General features: G+C 70.4%; 18 protein-coding genes. 12 read left to right on the top strand and 6 right to left on the bottom strand.

Annotated features, from left to right (window positions below):
* Positions 1-621, bottom strand: a complete 621-nt coding sequence (locus OG574_RS42800; RefSeq protein WP_326777625.1) for a helix-turn-helix domain-containing protein — start codon at positions 619-621, stop codon at positions 1-3.
* A 77-nt stretch (positions 622-698) separates the two neighbouring features.
* On the opposite strand from OG574_RS42800, the gene OG574_RS42805 reads away from it, so the two are divergent.
* From OG574_RS42805 to OG574_RS42815, 3 genes are all read left to right on the top strand, one after another.
* Entirely contained in the window at positions 699-1,655 is a 957-nt protein-coding gene (locus tag OG574_RS42805; protein WP_326777626.1) for a class I SAM-dependent methyltransferase, read from the top strand.
* A gap of 130 nt (positions 1,656-1,785) precedes the next feature.
* Positions 1,786-1,968, top strand: a complete 183-nt coding sequence (locus OG574_RS42810) for a hypothetical protein (RefSeq protein WP_100594486.1) — start codon at positions 1,786-1,788, stop codon at positions 1,966-1,968.
* Positions 1,969-2,098: 130 nt separating this feature from the next.
* The gene (locus OG574_RS42815; RefSeq protein WP_326777627.1) at positions 2,099-2,575 is read left to right on the top strand and encodes a GNAT family N-acetyltransferase; all 477 of its coding nucleotides are present in this window, start codon (positions 2,099-2,101) and stop codon (positions 2,573-2,575) included.
* A 35-nt stretch (positions 2,576-2,610) separates the two neighbouring features.
* Here OG574_RS42815 and OG574_RS42820 read toward each other — a convergent pair whose 3' ends face one another.
* On the bottom strand, positions 2,611-2,901 hold the full coding sequence (locus OG574_RS42820; protein ID WP_326777628.1) for a hypothetical protein: 291 nt from the start codon (positions 2,899-2,901) through the stop codon (positions 2,611-2,613).
* Between the two features lie 354 nt (positions 2,902-3,255).
* Here OG574_RS42820 and OG574_RS42825 point away from each other — a divergent pair, with 354 nt between their 5' ends.
* Complete coding sequence (locus OG574_RS42825) at positions 3,256-4,731, top strand: APC family permease (protein ID WP_326777629.1); 1,476 nt, start codon at positions 3,256-3,258, stop codon at positions 4,729-4,731.
* On the opposite strand, the gene OG574_RS42830 is transcribed toward OG574_RS42825, so the two are convergent.
* A complete protein-coding gene (locus tag OG574_RS42830) occupies positions 4,712-6,295 on the bottom strand; it encodes a PucR family transcriptional regulator (protein WP_326777630.1) in 1,584 nt (527 codons plus the stop codon). The genes OG574_RS42825 and OG574_RS42830 overlap by 20 nt on opposite strands.
* Before the next feature lie 93 nt (positions 6,296-6,388).
* On the opposite strand from OG574_RS42830, the gene lysA reads away from it, so the two are divergent.
* The gene (gene lysA, locus OG574_RS42835) at positions 6,389-7,663 is read left to right on the top strand and encodes a diaminopimelate decarboxylase (protein WP_326777631.1); all 1,275 of its coding nucleotides are present in this window, start codon (positions 6,389-6,391) and stop codon (positions 7,661-7,663) included.
* A 61-nt stretch (positions 7,664-7,724) separates the two neighbouring features.
* Here lysA and OG574_RS42840 read toward each other — a convergent pair whose 3' ends face one another.
* Positions 7,725-8,426 carry an alpha/beta hydrolase gene (locus OG574_RS42840; protein ID WP_398377606.1) on the bottom strand — a complete coding sequence of 234 codons (702 nt, stop codon included), beginning with the start codon at positions 8,424-8,426 and terminating at the stop codon, positions 7,725-7,727.
* Positions 8,427-8,592: 166 nt separating this feature from the next.
* Here OG574_RS42840 and OG574_RS42845 point away from each other — a divergent pair, with 166 nt between their 5' ends.
* Positions 8,593-9,480, top strand: coding sequence for an oxygenase MpaB family protein (locus OG574_RS42845; RefSeq protein WP_326777633.1), 888 nt, complete (start codon positions 8,593-8,595; stop codon positions 9,478-9,480).
* Between the two features lie 36 nt (positions 9,481-9,516).
* On the opposite strand, the gene OG574_RS42850 is transcribed toward OG574_RS42845, so the two are convergent.
* Positions 9,517-11,823 (bottom strand): discoidin domain-containing protein, encoded by a 2,307-nt coding sequence (locus OG574_RS42850; protein ID WP_326777634.1) that lies wholly within the window; start codon positions 11,821-11,823, stop codon positions 9,517-9,519.
* A gap of 244 nt (positions 11,824-12,067) precedes the next feature.
* On the opposite strand from OG574_RS42850, the gene OG574_RS42855 reads away from it, so the two are divergent.
* A complete protein-coding gene (locus OG574_RS42855) occupies positions 12,068-12,472 on the top strand; it encodes an ACT domain-containing protein (RefSeq protein WP_326777635.1) in 405 nt (134 codons plus the stop codon).
* Between the two features lie 19 nt (positions 12,473-12,491).
* On the opposite strand, the gene OG574_RS42860 is transcribed toward OG574_RS42855, so the two are convergent.
* Positions 12,492-13,775: an ROK family transcriptional regulator gene (locus OG574_RS42860; protein ID WP_326777636.1), complete on the bottom strand. Its 1,284-nt coding sequence runs from the start codon at positions 13,773-13,775 to the stop codon at positions 12,492-12,494.
* A 189-nt stretch (positions 13,776-13,964) separates the two neighbouring features.
* On the opposite strand from OG574_RS42860, the gene OG574_RS42865 reads away from it, so the two are divergent.
* The 5 genes from OG574_RS42865 (at position 13,965) to OG574_RS42885 (ending at position 20,317) form a co-directional block, all read left to right on the top strand.
* Positions 13,965-15,278 carry an ABC transporter substrate-binding protein gene (locus OG574_RS42865; protein ID WP_326777637.1) on the top strand — a complete coding sequence of 438 codons (1,314 nt, stop codon included), beginning with the start codon at positions 13,965-13,967 and terminating at the stop codon, positions 15,276-15,278.
* An 11-nt stretch (positions 15,279-15,289) separates the two neighbouring features.
* On the top strand, positions 15,290-16,285 hold the full coding sequence (locus OG574_RS42870; protein WP_100594475.1) for a carbohydrate ABC transporter permease: 996 nt from the start codon (positions 15,290-15,292) through the stop codon (positions 16,283-16,285).
* A gap of 34 nt (positions 16,286-16,319) precedes the next feature.
* Positions 16,320-17,159, top strand: coding sequence for a carbohydrate ABC transporter permease (locus OG574_RS42875; RefSeq protein WP_100594671.1), 840 nt, complete (start codon positions 16,320-16,322; stop codon positions 17,157-17,159).
* A 47-nt stretch (positions 17,160-17,206) separates the two neighbouring features.
* On the top strand, positions 17,207-18,580 hold the full coding sequence (locus tag OG574_RS42880; protein WP_326777638.1) for a GH1 family beta-glucosidase: 1,374 nt from the start codon (positions 17,207-17,209) through the stop codon (positions 18,578-18,580).
* 129 nt (positions 18,581-18,709) lie between these two features.
* Positions 18,710-20,317: a molybdopterin-dependent oxidoreductase gene (locus OG574_RS42885; protein WP_398377608.1), complete on the top strand. Its 1,608-nt coding sequence runs from the start codon at positions 18,710-18,712 to the stop codon at positions 20,315-20,317.
* Positions 20,318-20,355 lie beyond the last annotated feature (38 nt).

Here is a 20,355-nt window from a genome sequence, read left to right on the forward strand (position 1 = left end):
TCATCCGTGAGGCTTGGCGCGGACGTGCATGCGTTCCCCCTGCCTCCCGAAGAGGCTGAGGAGTTCGACGGGCCGGCCGTTCGCACTGCTGAACCAGTGCGGGACCCGGGTGTCGAACTCGGCGGCCTCGCCCGGGCCGAGAACCAGATCGTGCTCGGCGAGCACGAGCCGCAGCCGTCCATCCAGCACATACAGCCACTCGTAGCCCTCGTGCGTACGGAGATCCGGCTCGCAGCCCCGGTCGGCGATGACCATCTTGTACGCCTGAAGCGGGCCGGGCGACCGGGTCAGGGGGACGAACGTGCCGCCGCTCGGCATCGGGCGGGGCGTCAGCCGGACCCGGGGATCGCCCACCTCGGGAGCACCGACCAGCTCGTCCAGTGGCACGCCGTACGCACCGGCCAGCGGCAGCAGCAGCTCAAGGCTGGGGCGGCGGTGTCCGGACTCGAGGCGCGAAAGGGTGCTCTTGGAGATGCCGGTGACCTCCGAGAGGGCCGCCAGGGTGAGCCCACGCCGGTCGCGCAGTCGTCTCAACCGCGGGGCGACCTCGTCGAGTACCGCTTGATAGGGCGCCGGCTTGTCCACATCGTCAACGTCATCAACGTCATCCACATCGTCCATGTGGGCATTTCATCCGGCTGTCCCGGAAATAGCAACACAGATTGCCGTTCACGGGTGACGGGTGCACTCTCCTGGCCATGAGCACTCACAGCAATCCCGCGCAGAGCCACGGACACGACCACGCGCACGGTCACGGGCATGACCACGGTTCCGACAGCACCGACATCGACTGGGAGGCCATGGCCGACACGCTGGAGAACAACGGCGATCTGCACCTCCCGGTCCTGAGGCGGACGGCGAGCCGGCTCGCGGAACTGCTGGGCCCGGACAAGCAGGTCCGCCGCATCCTCGACATCGGCAGCGGCCCGGGCGTGATGACCTGCGCGCTCGCCGAGGCCTTCCCGGACGCCGAAGTCGTCGCGGTGGACGGCGCGCCCGCACTGCTCGACCGCGCTCTGGCCCGCGCCGAACGGCTCGGACTCGGCGACAGGCTGACGATCCGGCACGCGGAGCTGCCCGGCGACCTGGAAGGCGCCGACGGGCAGACGGGCGGCGGACTCGGCGAGGCCGATCTGATGTGGAGCAGCAAGGCTGTTCACCACATCGGTGATCAGCAGGGTGTCCTGGCCGCGCTCACCGAGGCGCTGCGGCCCGGTGGCATGCTCGCGGTCGCCGAGGGCGGACTGCCCATGCGCTGCCTTCCCCGCGACATCGGCATCGCCAAGCCGGGGTTCCAGGCGCGGCTCGACGCCCTGCAGGAGTACTGGTTCGAGCGGATGCGCTCCGAGCTGCCAGGCAGCACCCGCACGGTCGAGGACTGGCCCGCGATGCTCGGCAGGGCAGGACTCACGGACGTCGGCAGCTTCACGTACCTGCTCGACCTGCCGGCGCCCCTGGGCGAGACGGCCCGCACGTTTCTGCACAACCAACTGACGCGGCTGCGCGACGTGATGAGCGAGACCCTGGAAGCCGACGACCGCAAGACGCTCGACGTCCTGCTCGACGACTCGGCGCCGGAGAGCATCCTGCGACGCCCCGACGCGTTCGTGCTCTCGGCCACCACCGTCTTCGCAGGTGTGCGCCGGGCATCGTGACGACCGGCGGGCGGGGTGCTCCGTCTGCGTGGAACGTGTGGGCTCGTTTGTGTGATGCGCCTGTGTGGCTGGCGTGATCCGCGTTCCCGGCTGTGCTTACCGTGGCCTCTCGTCGAGGGTTGGAGCGCGCATGCCCGAGCAGGAACTTGAAGTGGAGCAGCGGCGGGAACCGTCCGTGCCGTTGGGTGTCGGGGTGCGGCGGGCCACGCTCGACGACGGTCGCGTGGTGACCATCGTGTGCGAGGCGGGACTGCCCCAGAACGAGGTGAACGCCATCGCCGCCCGCGTCGCCGAGTCGAGCCTGAAGCGCTGACACATCGACGCCGCAACGCTCCCGCTCTTTCGGCGCGGGGGCGTTGCGGCGTACCCGGCAGAGGCACGTGGGCACACACCGGGCCGGAATCCGGCTGGTGGCCGTGGGAGGTGGCCACGACCATGGAGTGATGACGAGGATCCGTGAGGCTTCCCCCGGTGACGTCGACGCCATGGTCCGCCTGAGCGGCATGGTTCAGCGGCTGCACGCGCGGCACCGGCCGGACCTGTTCGTCGACGAGCCGTCGGAGGCAGGGATGGCGGAGCGCTTCCGGGGCTGGCTGAGGGAAGAGGCCTCGACCCTCCTGGTTGCCGAGTCCGACGAGGGCGAAGTGGTGGGCTACACGTTCTGCCGCGTCGAGAGGCGGGAGGGATCCCTGATCACCCGGCCGGCCGCAGTGGTCTCCATGGAGCACCTGGCCGTGGACCCCGGCAGCGCTCGGAGCGGGGTCGGCGCGGCGCTGGTGGAAGCCGTCCGTGATGTGGGCCGCCGAGCCGGATGCCGGCGGCCGGTCGCGAGCGTGTGGGAGTTCAACGCCGCGGCACGGCCGTTCTACCAGGCCATCGGGTTGCGTCCGATGCAGGTGCGGATGGACCAGTTGCTGTAAGGCGCCCGCTGCGGGGAGAGGGCCGGTGCCTCACATCACCCGAACAGGGCGGCGGGGCGGGAGACGAGCCACCTCTGGACGGCGAGCGCGACGGTGTCGTCGAGGGCGCTGAGCGCGTCGATGGCCTCCATGTCGTCGGGGTGGGGAGGGATCCCGGCGGTGGTGAGCGTGGCGTTCAGGCTGAGGCGGTGCCGGTCGCGGGGGGTCAGGAGTGAGGGGGCCGGCGGAGCGATGTCCAAGCGCTGCTCCGGGTCGGGCAGCGGGAGCAGGAAGTCGGCGTCGGCATCCCGGTCGGGGGTCGGCAGGACGGTGGCAGGAGAGTTCACGGCACTTCCTCACGACGGTCGGACGGTGTGTCTGTGCCGGACAGGAGGCTGCCGGGCCGCCGGTTGGTTCCGCCCTGCCCGCCACAACACCCGAACGCCGTAATCGCAGCACATATACGGACATCAACTGCCAATCGGAGAAGGCGCTTTCACTTGCGTCTTCACCCGCGTCTTCATCTGTTCTTTGACCTGCGCCCCCGGCGACACGACGTGCAGTTCGCACGCCTGTCGTATCGGCCAAAGCGTCCTGCCGCTCTTGTACGGATCCGATGTTGAGTGCGCGGTCCGCGTGCCGCAGCATCCCCCGCAGCCCCTCGCGATCCACCGCGGGGCGTGGGACATCCAGGAGGACTCATGCGCGTGACGGCCCGTCAACTGTGCCGCCGCAAGCCGCTGGAGAGCATGATCGGCGAGGCGGAGGGCGAGGCCTCGGGGCCGGGCGGACTGCGGCGCAGTATGGGGCTGACGCAGCTGACCCTGCTGGGGATCAGCTCCGTCGTCGGCACCGGCATCTTCTTCGTGCTCGGCACGGCAGTCCCCAAGGCGGGACCGGGCGTGGTGCTCTCCTTCGTCGTCGCGGCGGTGGTCGCGGGGCTCGCCGCGCTGTGTTACGTCGAACTGGCCGGCGCGATCCCGGTGGCCGGCAGCACGTACTCGTACACCTACGCGTCCCTCGGTGAGGGAGCGGCGTATCTGGTCGCCTGGTGTCTGATTCTCGAGTACGGGGTCGCGGTCTCCACCGTGGCGGTGAGCTGGGGGCAGTACCTCAACGAACTCACCGACGCGCTCTTCGGGTTCACGCTGCCCGACGCGATCAGCCAGCCGCCCGGCGCCGGGGGAGTGGTGAACGTCCCGGCGCTCGTCGTGGTGCTGCTCTGTTCCCTGCTGCTGGCGCGGGGCACGCGCGAGTCCGCACGCCTCAACGCCGTCATGGTGTGTATCAAGCTGAGCGTCCTCGTGCTGTTCGTCGCCGTGGCGTTCACCGCGTTCCGCGCCTGTCACTTCGCCGACTTCGCACCGCACGGCGCGTCCGGCATCGGGGTCGCCGCCTCCGCTGTCTTCTTCTCCTACGTCGGCTTCGACACCGTCGCCACGGCGAGCGAGGAGGTCCGCAACCCGCGGCGCACCATCCCGCTCGCACTGCTCCTGACGCTCGGAGCGGTCACGGTGCTGTACATCCTGGTGTCCCTCGCGGCGGTCGGCGCACAGCCCGCCGGCCGGTTCGGCGCGCAGGCCGACGCGGGCGAAGCGGTCCTCGCCGAGATCCTGCGCGACGTCACGGGCGCCGGGTGGCCCGTCGTGCTGCTGTCGGCCGGTGCCGTGGTGTCCATCGTCAGCGTGGTGCTGGTGACCCTGTACGGGCAGACGCGCATCCTCTTCTCGATGGCCCGCGACGGGCTCGTCCCCGAGGTCTTCCGCCGTGTCGACCGCAAGCGGCACACCCCGGTCGGCAACACATGGATCGTGGGGGCCGGCGTCGGGGCGCTGGCCGCGTTCGTACCACTGCAGTACCTGGCCGACCTGACCAGCATGGGAACCCTCGTCGCGTTCGTGGCCGTGGCGGCGGCCGTCATCGTCCTGCGCCGCATCGTCCCCGACGCGCCGCGGCCGTACAAGGTGCCCCTGTATCCGGTGGTGCCGATCGTGTCCGCGGCGTCCTGCCTCTACCTCGCGTGGCTGCTGCCGGGTGTCACGTGGGTGCTCTTCGGTGTGTGGCTGGTGCTCGCGGCGGTGCTCTACCTGACGTTCGGCCGCCGCCACTCCGCCCTGCGTGGGCGGGGCGCTCCAGAGGAGGAGGCCATCGTGACAACTACCTCTGCGCAAGCCTGAGTTCGAGCCATGCGGCAAGCCGTACCTCGCGGTCGTCGAGGTCGAGGCCGAAGAGTTCGCGTACCCGCCGCAGCCGGTAGCGCAGGGTGTTGGGATGCACCCGCAGACCGGCGGCGGCGCTCGCGACATCCCCGGTCGCGTCCAGCCAGGCCGTGACCGTCGCCGCGTAGTCGGTGCCCTGATCCCCGTCGTGCGCCAGCAGCGCGGCGACCCCGGGCAGTCGCAGCCACGGCTCCCGGCGCAGCTCGTCTCCGAGCCGGTTCAGCAGGACCACATGCCGTACGTCCTCGGCGGTGGCCGTGGGCGCGTCGCCCGGGCCGCCGCCGGTGGCCCGGAGAATGTCGTCCGCCTCGCGCCGCAGCGCACAGGCCCGCAGCAGATCCGGGTACGCCCGCGTCACCACGGCCCGCACCGGAGTGCCCAGCGCGGCCCGTACGGTCCCCAGCGCACCGTCCGCGAACCTCCGTGCGGCGGCGGGCGAGAGCGAGGTCAGCAACACGTACACCGCACGCGCCGACGCCGTCACCGTCGCCGACGGCAGGTGCGCCGCGCAGTACCGGACCAGGGACGACTCCAGGTGGGCGACGAGGGCGCTGCCCTCGTCGGGGGCGAACGCGGCCAGGCACACCTTCTCCCCCTGGCCGAGCCCGAGCCGGCCCGCTGCCTCGTCGGCCGGCGGCCCGTACCCCTCGAGGAGCGCCCGCAGGGTGTCCCGGCGCATGCGCTGCTCGGCCTCGGTCGCGTTCAGCGCGCGCAGCAGATGCGGGGCCGCCAGCCGCGCCGCGTCGCGCAACGCCGACTCGGCCTGCTCCGACAGGCCGCCCTCCGGCTCGATCGCCCACAGAGTCCCCAGCGGCAGGGTCCCCGCCCGCACCGCGACCGCCGCACGCGCCAACTCGTCGCGCGCCCGGGGGAACCGCACGACGCCCTGCGCCGCCAGCACATCGCGGTACTGCTGCCGCTGGCCCGGGTCGTCAGGGACCCGCCGCTCCAGGATGCCGCGTTCGCGCAGGCTGTCGATGCGCTGGCCAGGGACGTTCGAGTAGGCGACGACATGCTGGTCCAGGTCCTCCACCGCGACCGAGCCGCCCACGACGGCGGCCACCGCGTCGGCCAGCGCGAAGAGTTCCTCGGTTCCGGCAGGGGCCGACGGGGACAGGTCACCCACTCCGTACGCCGCGAGGGCGCAGCCGATCTCCGCGTCCACGTACCGCCATGGGACCGCGTCGCCGGCGGCAAGGACCGCCACGGAACACCGCTCGGCCTCGGCCGTCAGCCGATCCGCCTCCTGCCCACGGCACTTGACGACCACCCCCGCGTACCCCTCCGCCGCCGCGCGCCGCAGCACAGTACCCGTACGCGGATCGGCCACGTCCGCGCCGACGAGCAGCAGCAGCGCCGAGGGGGCCGCGGGCAGCGGGTCGCCCGGGTCGTGGATGACCGTGCCGCGCACCGGGACGTCGAGGCCGGCGGGTGCGGCGAGCACGCGGAGGGGGCCGGTGGAGCCGACGAGCAGGCGCAAGGAGCCCGCGGTCCGGCCGTCGGGGATTGTCCGATCAGACAACGGGGGCCTCGATTCCTGGGGCGGGACGCCGGTGAAGGCGACGGGGGAAGCCGCCAGGATAGGCCCACCGACCAGGGACAGGAGCCATCGCCCATGAGCGCCACGACCGCCACCTCAGATATCGTCGGACTCTTCCCGAAGGGGACAAATCTTGCCCCGGACGGCGAGATGGTCGTCGGCGGATGCCGCCTCGACGACCTCGCCGAGCGCTTCGGCACCCCCGCCGTCATCGTCGACGAGGGCGTTCTCAGGGCCCGCGCACGCGAGTACGTGGACGCCCTGGAGCGTCATTGGCCGAACGGACAAGTGGTCTTCGCGTCGAAGTCCTTCCCGTGTACCGCCGTCGTCCGGGTGATGGTCGAGGAAGGGCTCGGCGTGGACGTCGCCGGAGGCGGAGAACTCGTGGCCGCACTCGCCGCGGGCGCCGACCCGGCGCGGCTCGTCGTCCACGGCAACGCCAAGACCGACGAGGAACTCGCCATGGCGGTCGGCGCCGGAGCCGGCACGATCGTCATCGACAACTTCGACGACATCGACCGCCTGGAGAAGATCGTCACGGACGAGCAGCGCGTCCTGATCCGCGTCATCCCGGACGTCGAGGCCGACACCCACGAGGCGATGGCCACCGGCCACGCCGGTTCCAAGTTCGGCCTCTCCGTGCCCGACGCGGTGCGCGCCGCGGCCCGGCTGCGCGCCAGTGACCGGCTCCGCCTCGACGGCGTGCACGTCCACGTCGGCTCGCAGCTCCTCGACACCGCCCCGTTCGCCCGCGCCGTCGAGGCCATCGCCTCCCTCGGCGAGCTGGGCGAGCACGCGGTGTACGACCTGGGCGGCGGCCTGGGCGTCCGGTACACCTACGCGGACCAGGCGCCGACGGTCGACGAGTATGTACGGACCCTGACCGAAGCGGCCCGCGCCCACCTCCCGGCGAACGCCCGGCTGATCATCGAGCCCGGACGGTCCCTGGTCGCCGAGTCGGCGCTCACCCTCTACCGCGCGGTCACCGTCAAGCGGGGCCGCCCACGCGCCCTCGTCGCCGTCGACGGCGGCATGGGCGACAACCTCGAACCCATGCTGTACGGCCAGCGTTTCGAGGCGACGGTCACCTCCCGCGTAGGCGGCGGCGAGCCCTGTGACCTGGTCGGCCGGCACTGCGAGTCGGGCGACACCCTCATCCGCGATGTACCGCTGCGCGCCCCTGCCGTCGGCGACCTGATCGCGGTACCGGTCACCGGCGCGTACTGCTACTCGATCTCCAACAACTACAACGGCGCCCGCCGCCCCCCGGTCGTCTTCTGCCGCGACGGCGAGGCCCGCGCGGTGGTCCGCCGCGAGACGTACGAGGACCTGCTGCGCCGCGACCAGTGACGGCGTCCCCGTAGGGGAGTGGTGTCTGATGGCCTCCGCCGCCGGATCCGGACGAATGGCCCTAGACCGACCGCGCGACCGCCGCCACCACCTCGGCGGTCGCCTCGCCGAAGGCGCTGACGGAGGCATCGCCCACGCAGCGGCCCGCCACCGGGTTGTACACGCAGCCGAGCACCCCGGCGTGATCGGTGGCCTGTTCGCTGAGTGCGCAGTCCCAGCCGTGCGCGCGCAGCGCTTCGTGCATTTCCCGAGAGGACTCGACGGGGACGGCGGGGTCCTCCGTGCCGTGCACGAGGCGTACGGGCACACGTGCCGTGGCGCGCCCGAGCGCCTGGAGGGGCACGGCTCCCGTGGTGCGCGCCGGGCGCCGGTAGCCGCCCGCGATGCCGACGACCGCGGCGGGCGGCCTGCTGCTCGGGCCGCCGAAGTGGTCCGGGTCCAGGGCCACCCCCAATGCGGCGCCCGCACCCGCCGACCAGCCCGCGACGACCAGCTGCCGGGACGGGCCGGCGAAGTCGTGGGCGAACCGCAACGAATCGGTGAGGTGCGCGCGGCCCTCGTCAGGGGTGTCCGCACGCCAGTCGGGGACGAGGACGGTGAGGCCCCGCTCGGCCATGCCCTGGGCCAGCGGGATCATCACGTCGCGCTCGTCGGACCCGATGCCGTGCCACAGAAGGACACAAGGACCCTCGGCCTGGGGCGAGTTGTGGATGTCGAGAGGCTTGTGCTCCCTGCCGGTGGGATAGGGCACGGTGCGGATCATTGCGCTCAAGGCCGTTCCTCCGGGCCGCCGGAATGCTGCATCATGACCCCATCCTTGCCGCACCACCGCCGCGAAGTCTCCCCGGGTGGCCGGGATGGATACACGCGACCTCCCGGACCGGACAAAGTAGGCTGGACACGCGCATCCGAAGGGACGTCACGTCACCATGAGACTGACCGGACCGGACAGCCGCGGGGTGCAGGAGCGGCTGGGAAAGAACCTCTTCGCCCGTGTCGCGGGCCCGGAGGGGCCAAAGAACCGCGTCCGTATCCACGAAACCCCCGGACCGCGCTGGTTCGGCCCGGACCGCCCCATCCGCGCGGTGCACGGGGACGCGTCCATGTTCATCGGCGGGCTCTCCGCCCTGCTGCTGCAGTCGCTCCACCCGCTCGCCATGGCCGCCGTGTCCGCCCACTCGGGCTTCCGCGGCGACCCATGGGGCAGGCTCCAGCGCACGAGCACCTTCCTGGCGATGACGACGTACGGCCCAGCCGACGGCGCGCAGGAAGCCTGCGACCAGGTGCGGGGTGTCCACGCGCGGGTGCGCGGGGTGACCACGGAGGGCGAGGCGTACCACGCAGGGGATCCGGACCTGCTGGGCTGGGTCCACATCGCGGAGGTCGACAGCTTCCTGCGGGCTCATCAGCGGTACGGCGCCCAGCCGCTGACGGGCGACGAGTACGACGGCTATGTCGCCGACGCGGCGCGGGTCGCGGCCGCGCTCGGCGTACTGGACCCGCCGACGAACCGCGCGGAGCTCGCCGAACGGTTCACGGCGTACCGGGGTGAGTTGCGTGCGACCCCCGAGGCGCGCGGCGCCGCCCGCTTCCTTCTCCTGAACCCACCGGTGCCGCTGGTCGCCCGCCTTCCCTACGGCGTTCTGGCCGCGAACGCCGTTTCCCTGCTGCCCAGTTGGGCGGCGGCGGAACTGCGGCTGCCGCGGCTGCCGTTGGTCGACACCGTGGCCGTACGGCCGCTCGGCCGCGGCGTCACTTCGCTGGTGCGCTGGGCCATGGCCCCCAACCGTCCCCTGCCGGCCCCACCGGCGGGCTGACTTGGTGTCGGTGGGGCCGGTCCTGGGCGTCCCGCACTATTGGTCCGTGTACGCCTCCAGTTCGGAGAGCTGGGCGGCGGGCCACCCGGTGTTGTCGGTGAAGGTGAGCCGTAGGTAGCGGGTCGGCGTTCCGGTCAGGGCGACCTCCGTCGTGTTGCCGCTGTTCGGGTTGAAGGTGTAGCCGGCGGACGCCCTGAGCGTCGTGAACGTGGAGTTGTCCGTGCTGCCGGACACGCTCAGCGTCTGTGTGCGGGTCGCCCACGCCGCCGCGGGCGGCAGCTTCAGGACGAGGCGCTTGACCGCCTTGGCGGATCCCAGATCGACGGTGATCGTCTGCGGGAACGCGTTGTTCGTGCTCTCCCAGTACGAGCCCGCGTCACCGTCCACCGCGTTCGTGGCCTTGTAGACGTCGGCGTGCCCGGATTCCGCGACCGGGCGGCCCTTGGCGAGGTTGCCCGGGTCGGACGGCGGATCGGTGGGCGGATCGGTCGGGTCGCCGCCGCCCTGCGGCACGCCACCGTTGGTCCACACCGGGTCGGGCCACGTGCCGGTGCAGGCGGGCGGGTCCGCGTACCAGCCGGAGTTGGTGCCGGTGCGGGTGATCTGGAAGCCGCTGCCCACGCAGTTGTGGATGGGGTTGCTCTGGGCGATGTGGGTGGCTGTCACGTTCTCGAAGGTGGCGGTGCCCGGCGCCTGGATCTGCAGGGCGTACGTGCCCGCCCCGTCGATGCGGATGTTCTTGAAGTGCAGGCCGTTGGTAGCGCCCTCGATGAGGTGGATCGCCGCGTAGGAGCTGTCGAGGACTTCGCTGTCGGTGATGTTCAGCGTCGCGTCGACGGGTTCGTTGAGGCCGCTGAACCAGATCGCGCCGACGCCGAAGCGCCAGTTGAAGTCGTTGTTGCCCGCGCGGATCAGCGTGTTGCGCGCCGCGGTGATCGTGCCCGAAACCGCCGTACCCTGACCGGAGTTGACACCCGGATAGCGGTTGGCGATGTGCAGGCCGCCGCCATTGGTGACGGTGTCGGACATGACGTTGTCCGACAGGACGATGTCCTTGCCGCCGTACGTGACGATGTTGTTCGCCAGGATCGGCAGGATCACGGTGTTGAACGTGAACTTGTCGGCGACGTTGGGCTTCGCCTCCGCCCACATCGCCAGGCCGTCGTCGCCCGTGTTGCGGACGAAGGTGTTGGTGACGGTCGAGTTCGTGACCCCTTGGTGGAAGTTCACACCGTCGGCCGTCTGGTCGAGGATGCGGCTGTTCTTGATGGTGAGGTGGTCCATCGGGCCGTCCATCCAGGCCCCGCACTTGGTGTGCTGCATCCAGACGTTGTCGACGGTGGAGTCGGACAGTGCGCCGCCGATGGCGTTGACCTGGTCGTTGTCGACGCGCTCGCGGATGTCGCCGATGATGGCGAAGTCCTTGAGGGTGACGCCGCTGCTGCCGCCCTGCGCCGCGTACTTGCCGTAGACACCGACCGCCTTGCTGCGGTCCGAGGGGTCACGTCCGGTGAGGACGCTGTACCAGGGGCCCGCGCCCCGCAGGGTCACCTTGTCCACCACGATGTGGTCGCGGACCTGGAAGGTGCCTTCGGGGATGTAGACCTCCTTGTTCTGCGCCTTTCCCGCGTCGACGGCCGCCTGGATCTTGGCGGTCGAGTCCGCGGCGCCGGTGGGGTCGGCGCCGAAGTCGCCGACGACGTCCAGCGCTCCGGCCGGTTTGCCGGTCGGAGCCGCGACCTGCTCGAAGTCCGCGAGGTCGACGGTGAACGAGGGCGAGTCCGAGACCGAGGCGACCTGGAGCCTGATCTTCGTGCCGGCGGGCAGCGTCGAGCCGAGCAGGGTCCGGGTCTCGTCGTAGAAGTGGTGCGGGTTGGTGTCGCCCGGGTTGTTGTTGAACGGGTAGCCCCCGTAGTACCAGCCGTACTTGGAGGTGACGGGGACGCTCTTGAGCTGGTTGCCGTCGACCTTGAGGTCGATCGTCGCGTCCCGGCCGGTGCCCGCCGCGTTGTCCGGGAGCGAGTAGCGGAACGACATCGCGTTCGCCGGGGCGGTGAGGGTGAACTCGACGTACTCGCCGACGGCGTCCAGCGTGACCGCCTGACGGCCGGACGCCTCCGAGGGCAGCTTGCCGTAGATACGGTCCGGGCCGGTCAACGAGCCGTTGGTGGCGGCGTATTCGGCCTCCTGCTCCTTGAAGGGGACGGCCGCGCCGCGGTCCTTGACGTCGAGCGGGGAGGGGGCCTGGACCGCTGCGGCCCTGGCCGCGGGGGCGGAGGTGGAGAGCGCGACGGCGGTGGCCGTTCCTGACACCGTCAGCGCCATGACTAATGTCGTGAACATGCCATGTCTGAACAGGTGACTTCTCGGGGGGTGCACCACGGAAGGGGTCCTTGTCGCTCGTGGGAACACTGCGAACGCTCAGAGGCTAGGGCGCCCGATGGGCTGATCGCCATAAGTGTGCGCAAGATTTTGATATGGACGTGAAAATCCACGACATCACCTGGCAAGAAGGCGCGAGAGGATTCTATGAGGGGGCGTGACCTCGGGGCGCGCGCGAGGGGGCGGTCCGCCTACCCTGGTGATCATGAGTGGTGAGAGGGATCTGCGGACCCTGTTGAGCGGCATGCGGCCGGAGCTGAACCCCGGGCGCTACGTCTTCACCACCGTCGACGGCGCGATTCCGCCCGGCGTCACCCCGGTGGTGACCGTCGCCGAGCGGGAGGCCCTGACGCTGGTGGTCCCGCTGGAGGAGGCCGACGCGGCAGGTCTCGCCCACGACTACGTGGCGGGGTGGATCACCCTGCGCGTCCACTCGGCGCTGGAGGCCGTGGGCCTGACCGCGGCCGTCGCCCAGGAGCTCGCCATCGCGGGCCTGAGCTGCAACGTCGTGGCGGGGTTCCACCATGACCACCTCTTCGTCCCGCACGAGCGGGCGGAAGAGGCGGTGGCGCTGCTGCAAGACCTCGCGCACCGGTCGGCCACTACGTGACGAGGGGGCCGGGCACGGGTCACCCGAGAACGCGGCCCTCAAGTGCCGTGCGCCAGGCGGGCGGTGCCGGCTCCTGGGCCGGGGCGTCGCGGCGGCCGCCGCGGGCGAAGAAGTCCTCCAGGGGAAGGGTCGCCGCGCCGACCGTGACCGCGTCGGGGCCCAGCTTGCCCAGTTCGATGGTGGCCCTTCCGGCCGGGTAGGACAGGGCGTACTTCGTACTGTGCTTCCGGACGTCGTCGAGGAAGCGGGAGCCGAACTGCAGCCCGGCCCAGCCGCCGATCAGGATGCGCTCCGGCTGGAAGAGGTTGATCAGGTCGGACAGCCCGGCGCCCAGGTACTCGGCCGTCTTCGCCATCACCTCGTACGCCACCGGGTCGGGATCGGTCCCGTCCGTCGGGCACGCGGCGGCGAGCAGCGCCGTCAACTGGGTCTCCTCGTCGACTCCTCGGGGCGGCTGCCCACCGGCCTCGCGCCACCGTTCCAGTACGGACTCGGCCCCCGCATACGCCTCCAGGCAGCCCGGCGCGCCGCACCGGCACGTCCGCCCGCCGGCCTGCACCGTCAGATGGCCCCACTCCAGCGCCCGCCCCCTCCCATCGGCGAAAAGGCAGGCGCCGACCCCGGTGCCGAAGAGGACGATCGCGGCGCTGCGCGCACCGCGCCCGGCGCCGAACCACATCTCCGCCTGCCCTAGCGTCTTGGCGCCGTTGTCGATGAAGTACGGGACTGTGGACGGGAGTTGGGAGGAAGCCCGTAGCAGCGCCTCCAACGGGACCGCGTCCCAGCCGATCGTCTGGCAGTGGACGACGGCCCCGGACTCGGGGATCCGCTCGACGACACCGGGAACGCCGATCCCGATCCCGAGAAGGCCGTCCGCCGGTACGCCGGCCTCGGCGAGTACCTGCTCGATGCCGCTGCGGATGTGTTCCACGACGACGGCGACGTCGTACCCGTCGCCCGTCAAGGGGATGTCGGCGCGGGCGAGTTCGGTGAGGGTCACGTCGAAGACCTCCACGCGGACGCGGGTCTCGCCGACGTCGATGCCGATCAGGTTGCCGCTGTGCGGGCTGACGCGGAGCAGGATGCGCGGCCGGCCGCCGTCGGAGTCCAGGCTGCCGGCCTCCTCCACGAGCCCGTCGGCGGCGAGTTCGGCCACCACGTTGCTGACGGATCCTGAACTCAGTCCCGTGAGCGGGCCGAGCGCCTGGCGGCTCGTCGGGCCGTCGAAATACAACTGTTGCAGTATCGCTGCTCGGTTGGCTCTGCGCAGGTCACTCACCGTGCGTCTGCTCCGCCGATCCATCTGGGCTCCTTCCTGACCTGCGACAGACGCAAGGTACCCCTGCCCAAACCCTTGACGCGACCTTTCCGCGCGGTTTAACTCACAGCCTAAATTAAGTCGTGGGTGACTTCAGGAACTGAACGCCGAGCGCTTCGGCCTGCAGACCCGCGCCCCGGCTTGGACGCTCCTGAGGAAGGGACACCTGGAGCCATGCAAAGAATTCGAGCACTCGCCAGTAGCGCGGTCGTCGTCTCCCTGCTGGCCGCTGCGACCGCCTGCGGCGGGGGTTCATCCGACGAGGGATCGAACGAGTCGCCCAAGACCCTGACCTACTGGGCGTCCAACCAGGGGCCGAACGTCGAGGCGGACAAGAAGATCCTCCAGCCCGAACTCGACAAGTTCGAGAAGCAGACCGGCATCAAGGTCAAGCTGGAGGTCGTCCCCTGGTCCGACCTGCTCACCCGCATCCTCACGGCGACCACCTCGGGTGAGGGCCCCGACGTCCTCAACATCGGCAACACCTGGTCGTCCTCGCTCCAGGCGACCGGCGCCCTCGTCCCGTGGGACCAGAAGAACTTCGACAAGATCGGCGGCAAGGACCGCTTCGTGGAGTCGGCGCTCGGCTCGACCGGCGCGCAGGGCAAGGACCCGGCCGCCGTACCGCTCTACTCGATGGCGTACGCCCTGTACTACAACAAGGCGATGTTCAAGGAAGCCGGCATCACCGAGCCGCCGAAGACCTGGGACGAACTCACCGCGGACGGCGCGAAGATATCCAAGGGCGGCAAGTGGGGACTCGGCGCCGAGGGCTCCAACCTCTCCAACAACATCCACCAGGTGTTCGTCCTCGCCAAGCAGCACGGCGGCGACTTCTTCACCGCGGACGGCAAGGCCGACTTCACCAACGACGCGGCGGTCGCGGCCGTCAAGCAGTACGTCGACATGATGGCCACGAACAAGATCATCGCGCCCGGCAACGCCGAGTACGCGAAGAACCAGTCCCTCAGCGACTTCTCCAAGGGCAAGACCGCCATGGTCCTGTGGCAGGCCGCGGCCACCACGTTCAAGTCGCAGGGCATGCAGGACGACGAGTGGGGCGTCGCCCCGGTGCCGGTCCAGTCGGGTGCGCCCGGCGCGGGCAAGGCCACCAACTCGATGGTGGCGGGCATCAACCTCGCCGTCTTCAAGAACACGAAGAGCATCGACGGCTCCATGAAGTTCGTGAAGTTCATGACCAGCGACGCCGAGCAGAAGCTGCTCTGCAAGACCTACGGCTCCATCCCGCCGGTCAAGGCCGCCCAGAGCGACCCGGCGTTCGACCGGCCCGAGCTCAAGGTGCTGCGCGAGACCCTCGCGACCAGCGCCACCGCGCTGCCCCAGGTGTCGGACGAGTCCCAGTTCGAGACCTCGGTCGGCACCGCTGTCAAGAACCTCTTCGCCCAGGCGGCGAACGGCAAGAAGCTCTCCACGGCTGACGTCAAGGCCGAGCTGACCAAGGCTCAGCAGCAGATGGCCAGTCAGTGAGCGATGTGCCCATGACCACCATCGTGAACTCCCCGAAGGGGGATCCGGCGGTGCGTGAGGACACACCCGGGGCGACGCGCAAGCCGCGCCGCCCCGGGCGCATCCGCCGCCTGGGACTTCCGTACCTGCTGCTGCTCCCCGCGCTGCTGCTCGAGATCCTCGTCCACCTGCTGCCGATCGCCATCGGCTTCTTCATGGCGTTCAAGGAACTGACCCAGTTCTATCTGCGGGACTGGGGCGCGGCTCCCTGGGCCGGCCTCGGCAACTTCGACGTGGCCGTCGACTTCAACGCACCCGTCGGCAAGGCCCTGCTCCACTCGTTCTGGATCACCTGCGTCTTCACGCTCATGTCGGTCGGCCTGTGCTGGCTCCTCGGCACGGCGGCGGCCGTCTTCATGCAGGAGACGTTCACCGGCCGCGGCTTCCTGCGCACCCTGTTCCTGGTGCCGTACGCACTGCCCGTCTACGCGGCCGTGATCACCTGGGCGTTCATGTTCCAAAGGGACAACGGCCTGGTCAACCACGTGCTCCACGACCAGCTCGGCCTCACCGGCGGGCATCCCTTCTGGCTCATCGGCGACAACAGCTTCTTCGCGCTGCTGACCGTCTCGGTCTGGAAGGGCTGGCCGTTCGCCTTCCTGATCGTGATGGCCGGGCTCCAGAACATCCCCAAGGAGCTCTACGAGGCCGCAGCCATGGACGGCGCGGGCATCTGGCAGCAGATCCGGCGCATCACGATTCCCTCGCTGCGCCCGGTCAACCAGGTGCTCGTACTCGTCCTGTTCCTGTGGACGTTCAACGACTTCAACACACCCTTCGTGCTGTTCGGCAGGGCGGCGCCCGAGGCGGCCGACCTCATCTCCGTGCACATCTACCAGTCGTCCTTCGCCACCTGGAACTTCGGCACCGGCGCGGCCATGTCCGTACTCCTGCTGCTGTTCCTGCTCCTGGTGACGGGGATCTACCTGGTGCTCACCTCACGAGGGAGGAAGGTCTCCCGTGGCTAGCCCCACCGTCTCCCGCGGCGCTCCGCGCTCGCCGATGGCGTCCCCGCGCTCCTTCATCTGGTCCCGCAGGATCTTCCTGACCCTGCTCACGGGCTTCGTCCTGCTGCCCGTCTACGTCATGATCTCCAGCTCGCTCAAACCGCTGGAGGACGTATCGGGCAAGTTCCGCTGGATGCCCAGCGGGCTCACCATCCGGCCCTACTTCGACATCTGGAAGACCGTCCCGCTGGCGAAGTACTTCCTGAACTCGCTGATCGTGGCCGGTGCGGCCACGGTCTGCTCGGTCGTGATCGCCGTCTTCGCCGCCTACGCGGTCAGCCGCTACCAGTTCCGCGGCAAGCGCGTCTTCACGGTGACGGTCCTGTCGACGCAGATGTTCCCCGGCATCCTCTTCCTGCTGCCGCTGTTCCTCATCTACGTCAACATCGGCCAGTCCACCGGGATCGCCCTGTTCGGCTCACGCGGCGGACTGATCCTCACCTATCTCACCTTCTCCCTGCCCTTCTCGATCTGGATGCTCATCGGGTACTTCGAATCGGTCCCCAGGGACCTGGACGAGGCCGCGATGGTGGACGGCTGCGGACCGCTCAAGGCGCTGTTCCGCGTCGTCGTCCCGGCGGCGATCCCCGGCATCGTCGCGGTCGCCGTGTACGCGTTCATGACCGCCTGGGGAGAAGTGCTCTTCGCCTCCGTCCTGACGACGGACACCACCCGCACCCTCGCGGTCGGCCTCCAGAACTACTCCACCCAGAACGACGTGTACTGGAACCAGATCATGGCCGCCTCACTCGTCGTGAGCATCCCCGTGGTCGCCGGATTCCTGCTGCTCCAGCGCTACCTCGTCGCCGGTCTGACCGCCGGGGCCGTGAAGTGAGCAGTGCACCGGACCGTGCCGCCGACCCCTCGCCCGAAAGGACGTCAGTGTCCAAGCCCATCGACTTCGCCGCTCTCCCGAAGGACTTCGCCTGGGGCACGGCCACCTCCGCCTACCAGATCGAGGGAGCCGTCGCCGAGGACGGCCGCGCCCCCTCGATCTGGGACACCTTCTCGCACACCCCCGGCAAGGTCGCAGGCGACGACCACGGGGACGTGGCCTGCGACCACTACCACCGCTGGCGCGAGGACATCGCGCTGATGAAGCAGCTCGGCACCAACGCCTACCGGCTCTCGCTGGCGTGGCCGCGGATCGTGCCCGGCGGCGACGGCCCCGTCAACGCCAAGGGCCTCGACTTCTACGATCAGTTGATCGACGGCCTCCTCGAAGCCGGCATCGAGCCGTCCGTCACCCTCTACCACTGGGACCTCCCGCAGACCCTCCAGGACCGGGGCGGCTGGCCCGAGCGCGACACGGCGCAGCACTTCGCCGACTACGCCACCGTCGTCGCCGAGCGATTCGGCGACCGCGTCACCCAGTGGGCCACCCTCAACGAACCTCTGTGCTCGGCCTGGATCGGCCACCTCGAAGGCCGCATGGCCCCCGGCGTCACCGACCTCACCGCCGCTGTCCGCGCCTCCTACCACCTGCTGCTCGGCCACGGCCTCGCCACCCAGGCGATCCGCGCCGCGGCACCCGACGCGCGCATCGGCATCGTCAACAACCTGTCCACCGTCCAGGCCGCCACCGACCGCCCCGAGGACGCCGCAGCGGCCCACCGCATGGACGGCCACACCAACCGCTGGTGGCTCGACCCCGTCCACGGCCGCGGCTTCCCCGCCGACATGCGCGACGTCTACGGGGTCGAACTCCCCGAACAAACGGGGGACTTGGAGACAATCGCCGTCCCGCTCGACTGGCTCGGCCTGAACTACTACATGCCGGCCGTCGTCGCCGACGACCCCACAGGACCCGCCCCGCACGCCCGCGAGGTGCGCCGCCTCGGCGTCCCGCGCACCGGCATGGACTGGGAGATCGACGCGAGCGGCATCGAGACCCTGCTCCTGCGCCTCACCCACGAGTACGGCGCCCGCAAGCTCTACGTCACCGAGAACGGCTCGGCCTTCCCCGATGTCGTACGGCCCGACGGATCCGTCGACGACCCCGGACGCACTGAGTACCTGGAGGGCCACCTCGCGGCCTGCGCCTCCGCCGCCCGCAAGGGGGCACCGCTCGCGGGTTACTACGCCTGGTCCCTCCTGGACAACTTCGAGTGGGCCTACGGCTACGACAAGCGCTTCGGCCTCGTCCACGTCGACTACAAGACGCAGCGACGCACCATCAAGGGCAGCGGCCACCGCTACGCGGACATCGTCCGCAGGCACCGGCAGGGGAGGGGACTCAGGGGCAACGCGGCCTGACGCGTTGCCGCGGCATTTGCGCCCGTACGCTCACGCATGTCCGCTTGAATGCGTGCGGTATCGCCTACAGCATGGTCGGGCTGACGAAGCTCGAGGGTGCGGCGCACAGGCCGCGAGGAAGGTTTCCCCATTTCTGGAGCGGGCGAGAACCGGAATTTCTGGGGGCGGCGCGCTGCACGGCGGCGCGCACTCCTCGGCGCGCTGAGCGGACTGCTGGCCTGTTACGCGGCCCTGGCCGCCGCCGAACTGGCGGCGGCCGTCACCCGTCCCCAGGCGAGCCCTGTGGTGGCGGTGGGAGGCGCGGCGATCGACCGCACGCCGACCCCTGTCAAGGACTGGGCGATCCGGAATTTCGGCACGAGTGACAAGCTCGTTCTGCAGCTCGGCATCGTCGCCGTGCTGGCCCTCCTCGCGGTGGTCCTGGGCCTCGTCGCCACCCGCCACCGCCGCGCCGGATCGGCCGGCGTCCTGATCTTCGGCGTGATCGGCGCACTCGCGGCCACCACTCGCCCCGACTCCACGAGCATGGCCGACGCCGTGCCGTCCGTCGTCGGCGCACTGGTGGGTGCCTGGCTCCTGTACGCGCTCACCGGCCGGGCGCGGACCACGCTGACCGAGGAGCCACCCGAGGGCAGCACCGAACCCGGATGGGACCGGCGAGGGTTCATCACACTCGCGACGACCGCCGCCGTCGTCTCCACCGCCGCCGGACTGCTGTCCCGGGCCTCGCGCGGCACGCAGGACGAGAACGCCGTGGGCTCACGCAACGGCGTCAAGCTGCCCGTTCCGGCGTCACCGGGCAAACCCACGCCGGCGGGCGCCCAGTTGGCGATCCCCGGCATCGGCGCGTTCACCACACCGAACAAGGACTTCTACCGGGTCGACACCGCGCTGGTGGTCCCCATGGTGGACGCCATGAAATGGCGGCTGCGGATCCACGGCAAGGGTGTCACCCGTCCCGTCACCCTGACCTTCGACGACCTGCTGCGAAGGCCGCTCATCGAGCGCGCCATCACCCTCACCTGCGTATCGAACGAGGTCGGCGGCGCCCTGATCGGCAACGCCCGCTGGATCGGCGCACGCCTCGCCGACGTGCTCGCCGAGAACGGAGTCAGGCCCCCGTCGAAGGGCGGCCCCGCGGACCAGCTGGTCGCCCGCTCCGTCGACGGCATGACGATCGGCAGTCCGGTCGAGGACATCATGGACGGGCGCGACGCGATGCTGGCTCTGGGGATGAACGGTCAGCCCCTGCCGTTCGCCCACGGCTTCCCCGTGCGCATGCTCGTCCCGGGTCTGTACGGCTACGTGTCGGCCTGCAAGTGGATCGAGGACATCGAGCTCACCACCTTCGCCGACTACGACGCGTACTGGGTGAAGCGGAGCTGGGCCCAGCAGGCGCCCATCAAGACGGAGTCCCGCATCGACACCCCCAAGCCCTTCGTGAACCGCAAGGCCGGCACGGTCATGGTCGCCGGGGTGGCCTGGGCGCAGCGTCGCGGGATCGAAAAGGTCGAGGTCCGCGTCGACGACGGGCCGTGGGAGCGGGCCACGCTCGCGGCGGAGGACACCCGCGACACCTGGCGCCAGTGGTCCTATCCCTGGCAGGCGACCTCGGGAGGGCATCGCCTGACGGTCCGCGCGACCGATGGCACGGGCCGGACACAGACGGCGCAGCGCGCCGACCCCGTACCGGACGGGGCAAGCGGATACCACTCGATTCAGGTGGAGATCGGCTGACGGCGGTGAAGGGCGACGGGCCGTGGTCCGTCGCCCTT

The organism is Streptomyces sp. NBC_01445 (genome assembly GCF_035918235.1).
GTDB lineage: Bacteria > Actinomycetota > Actinomycetes > Streptomycetales > Streptomycetaceae > Streptomyces.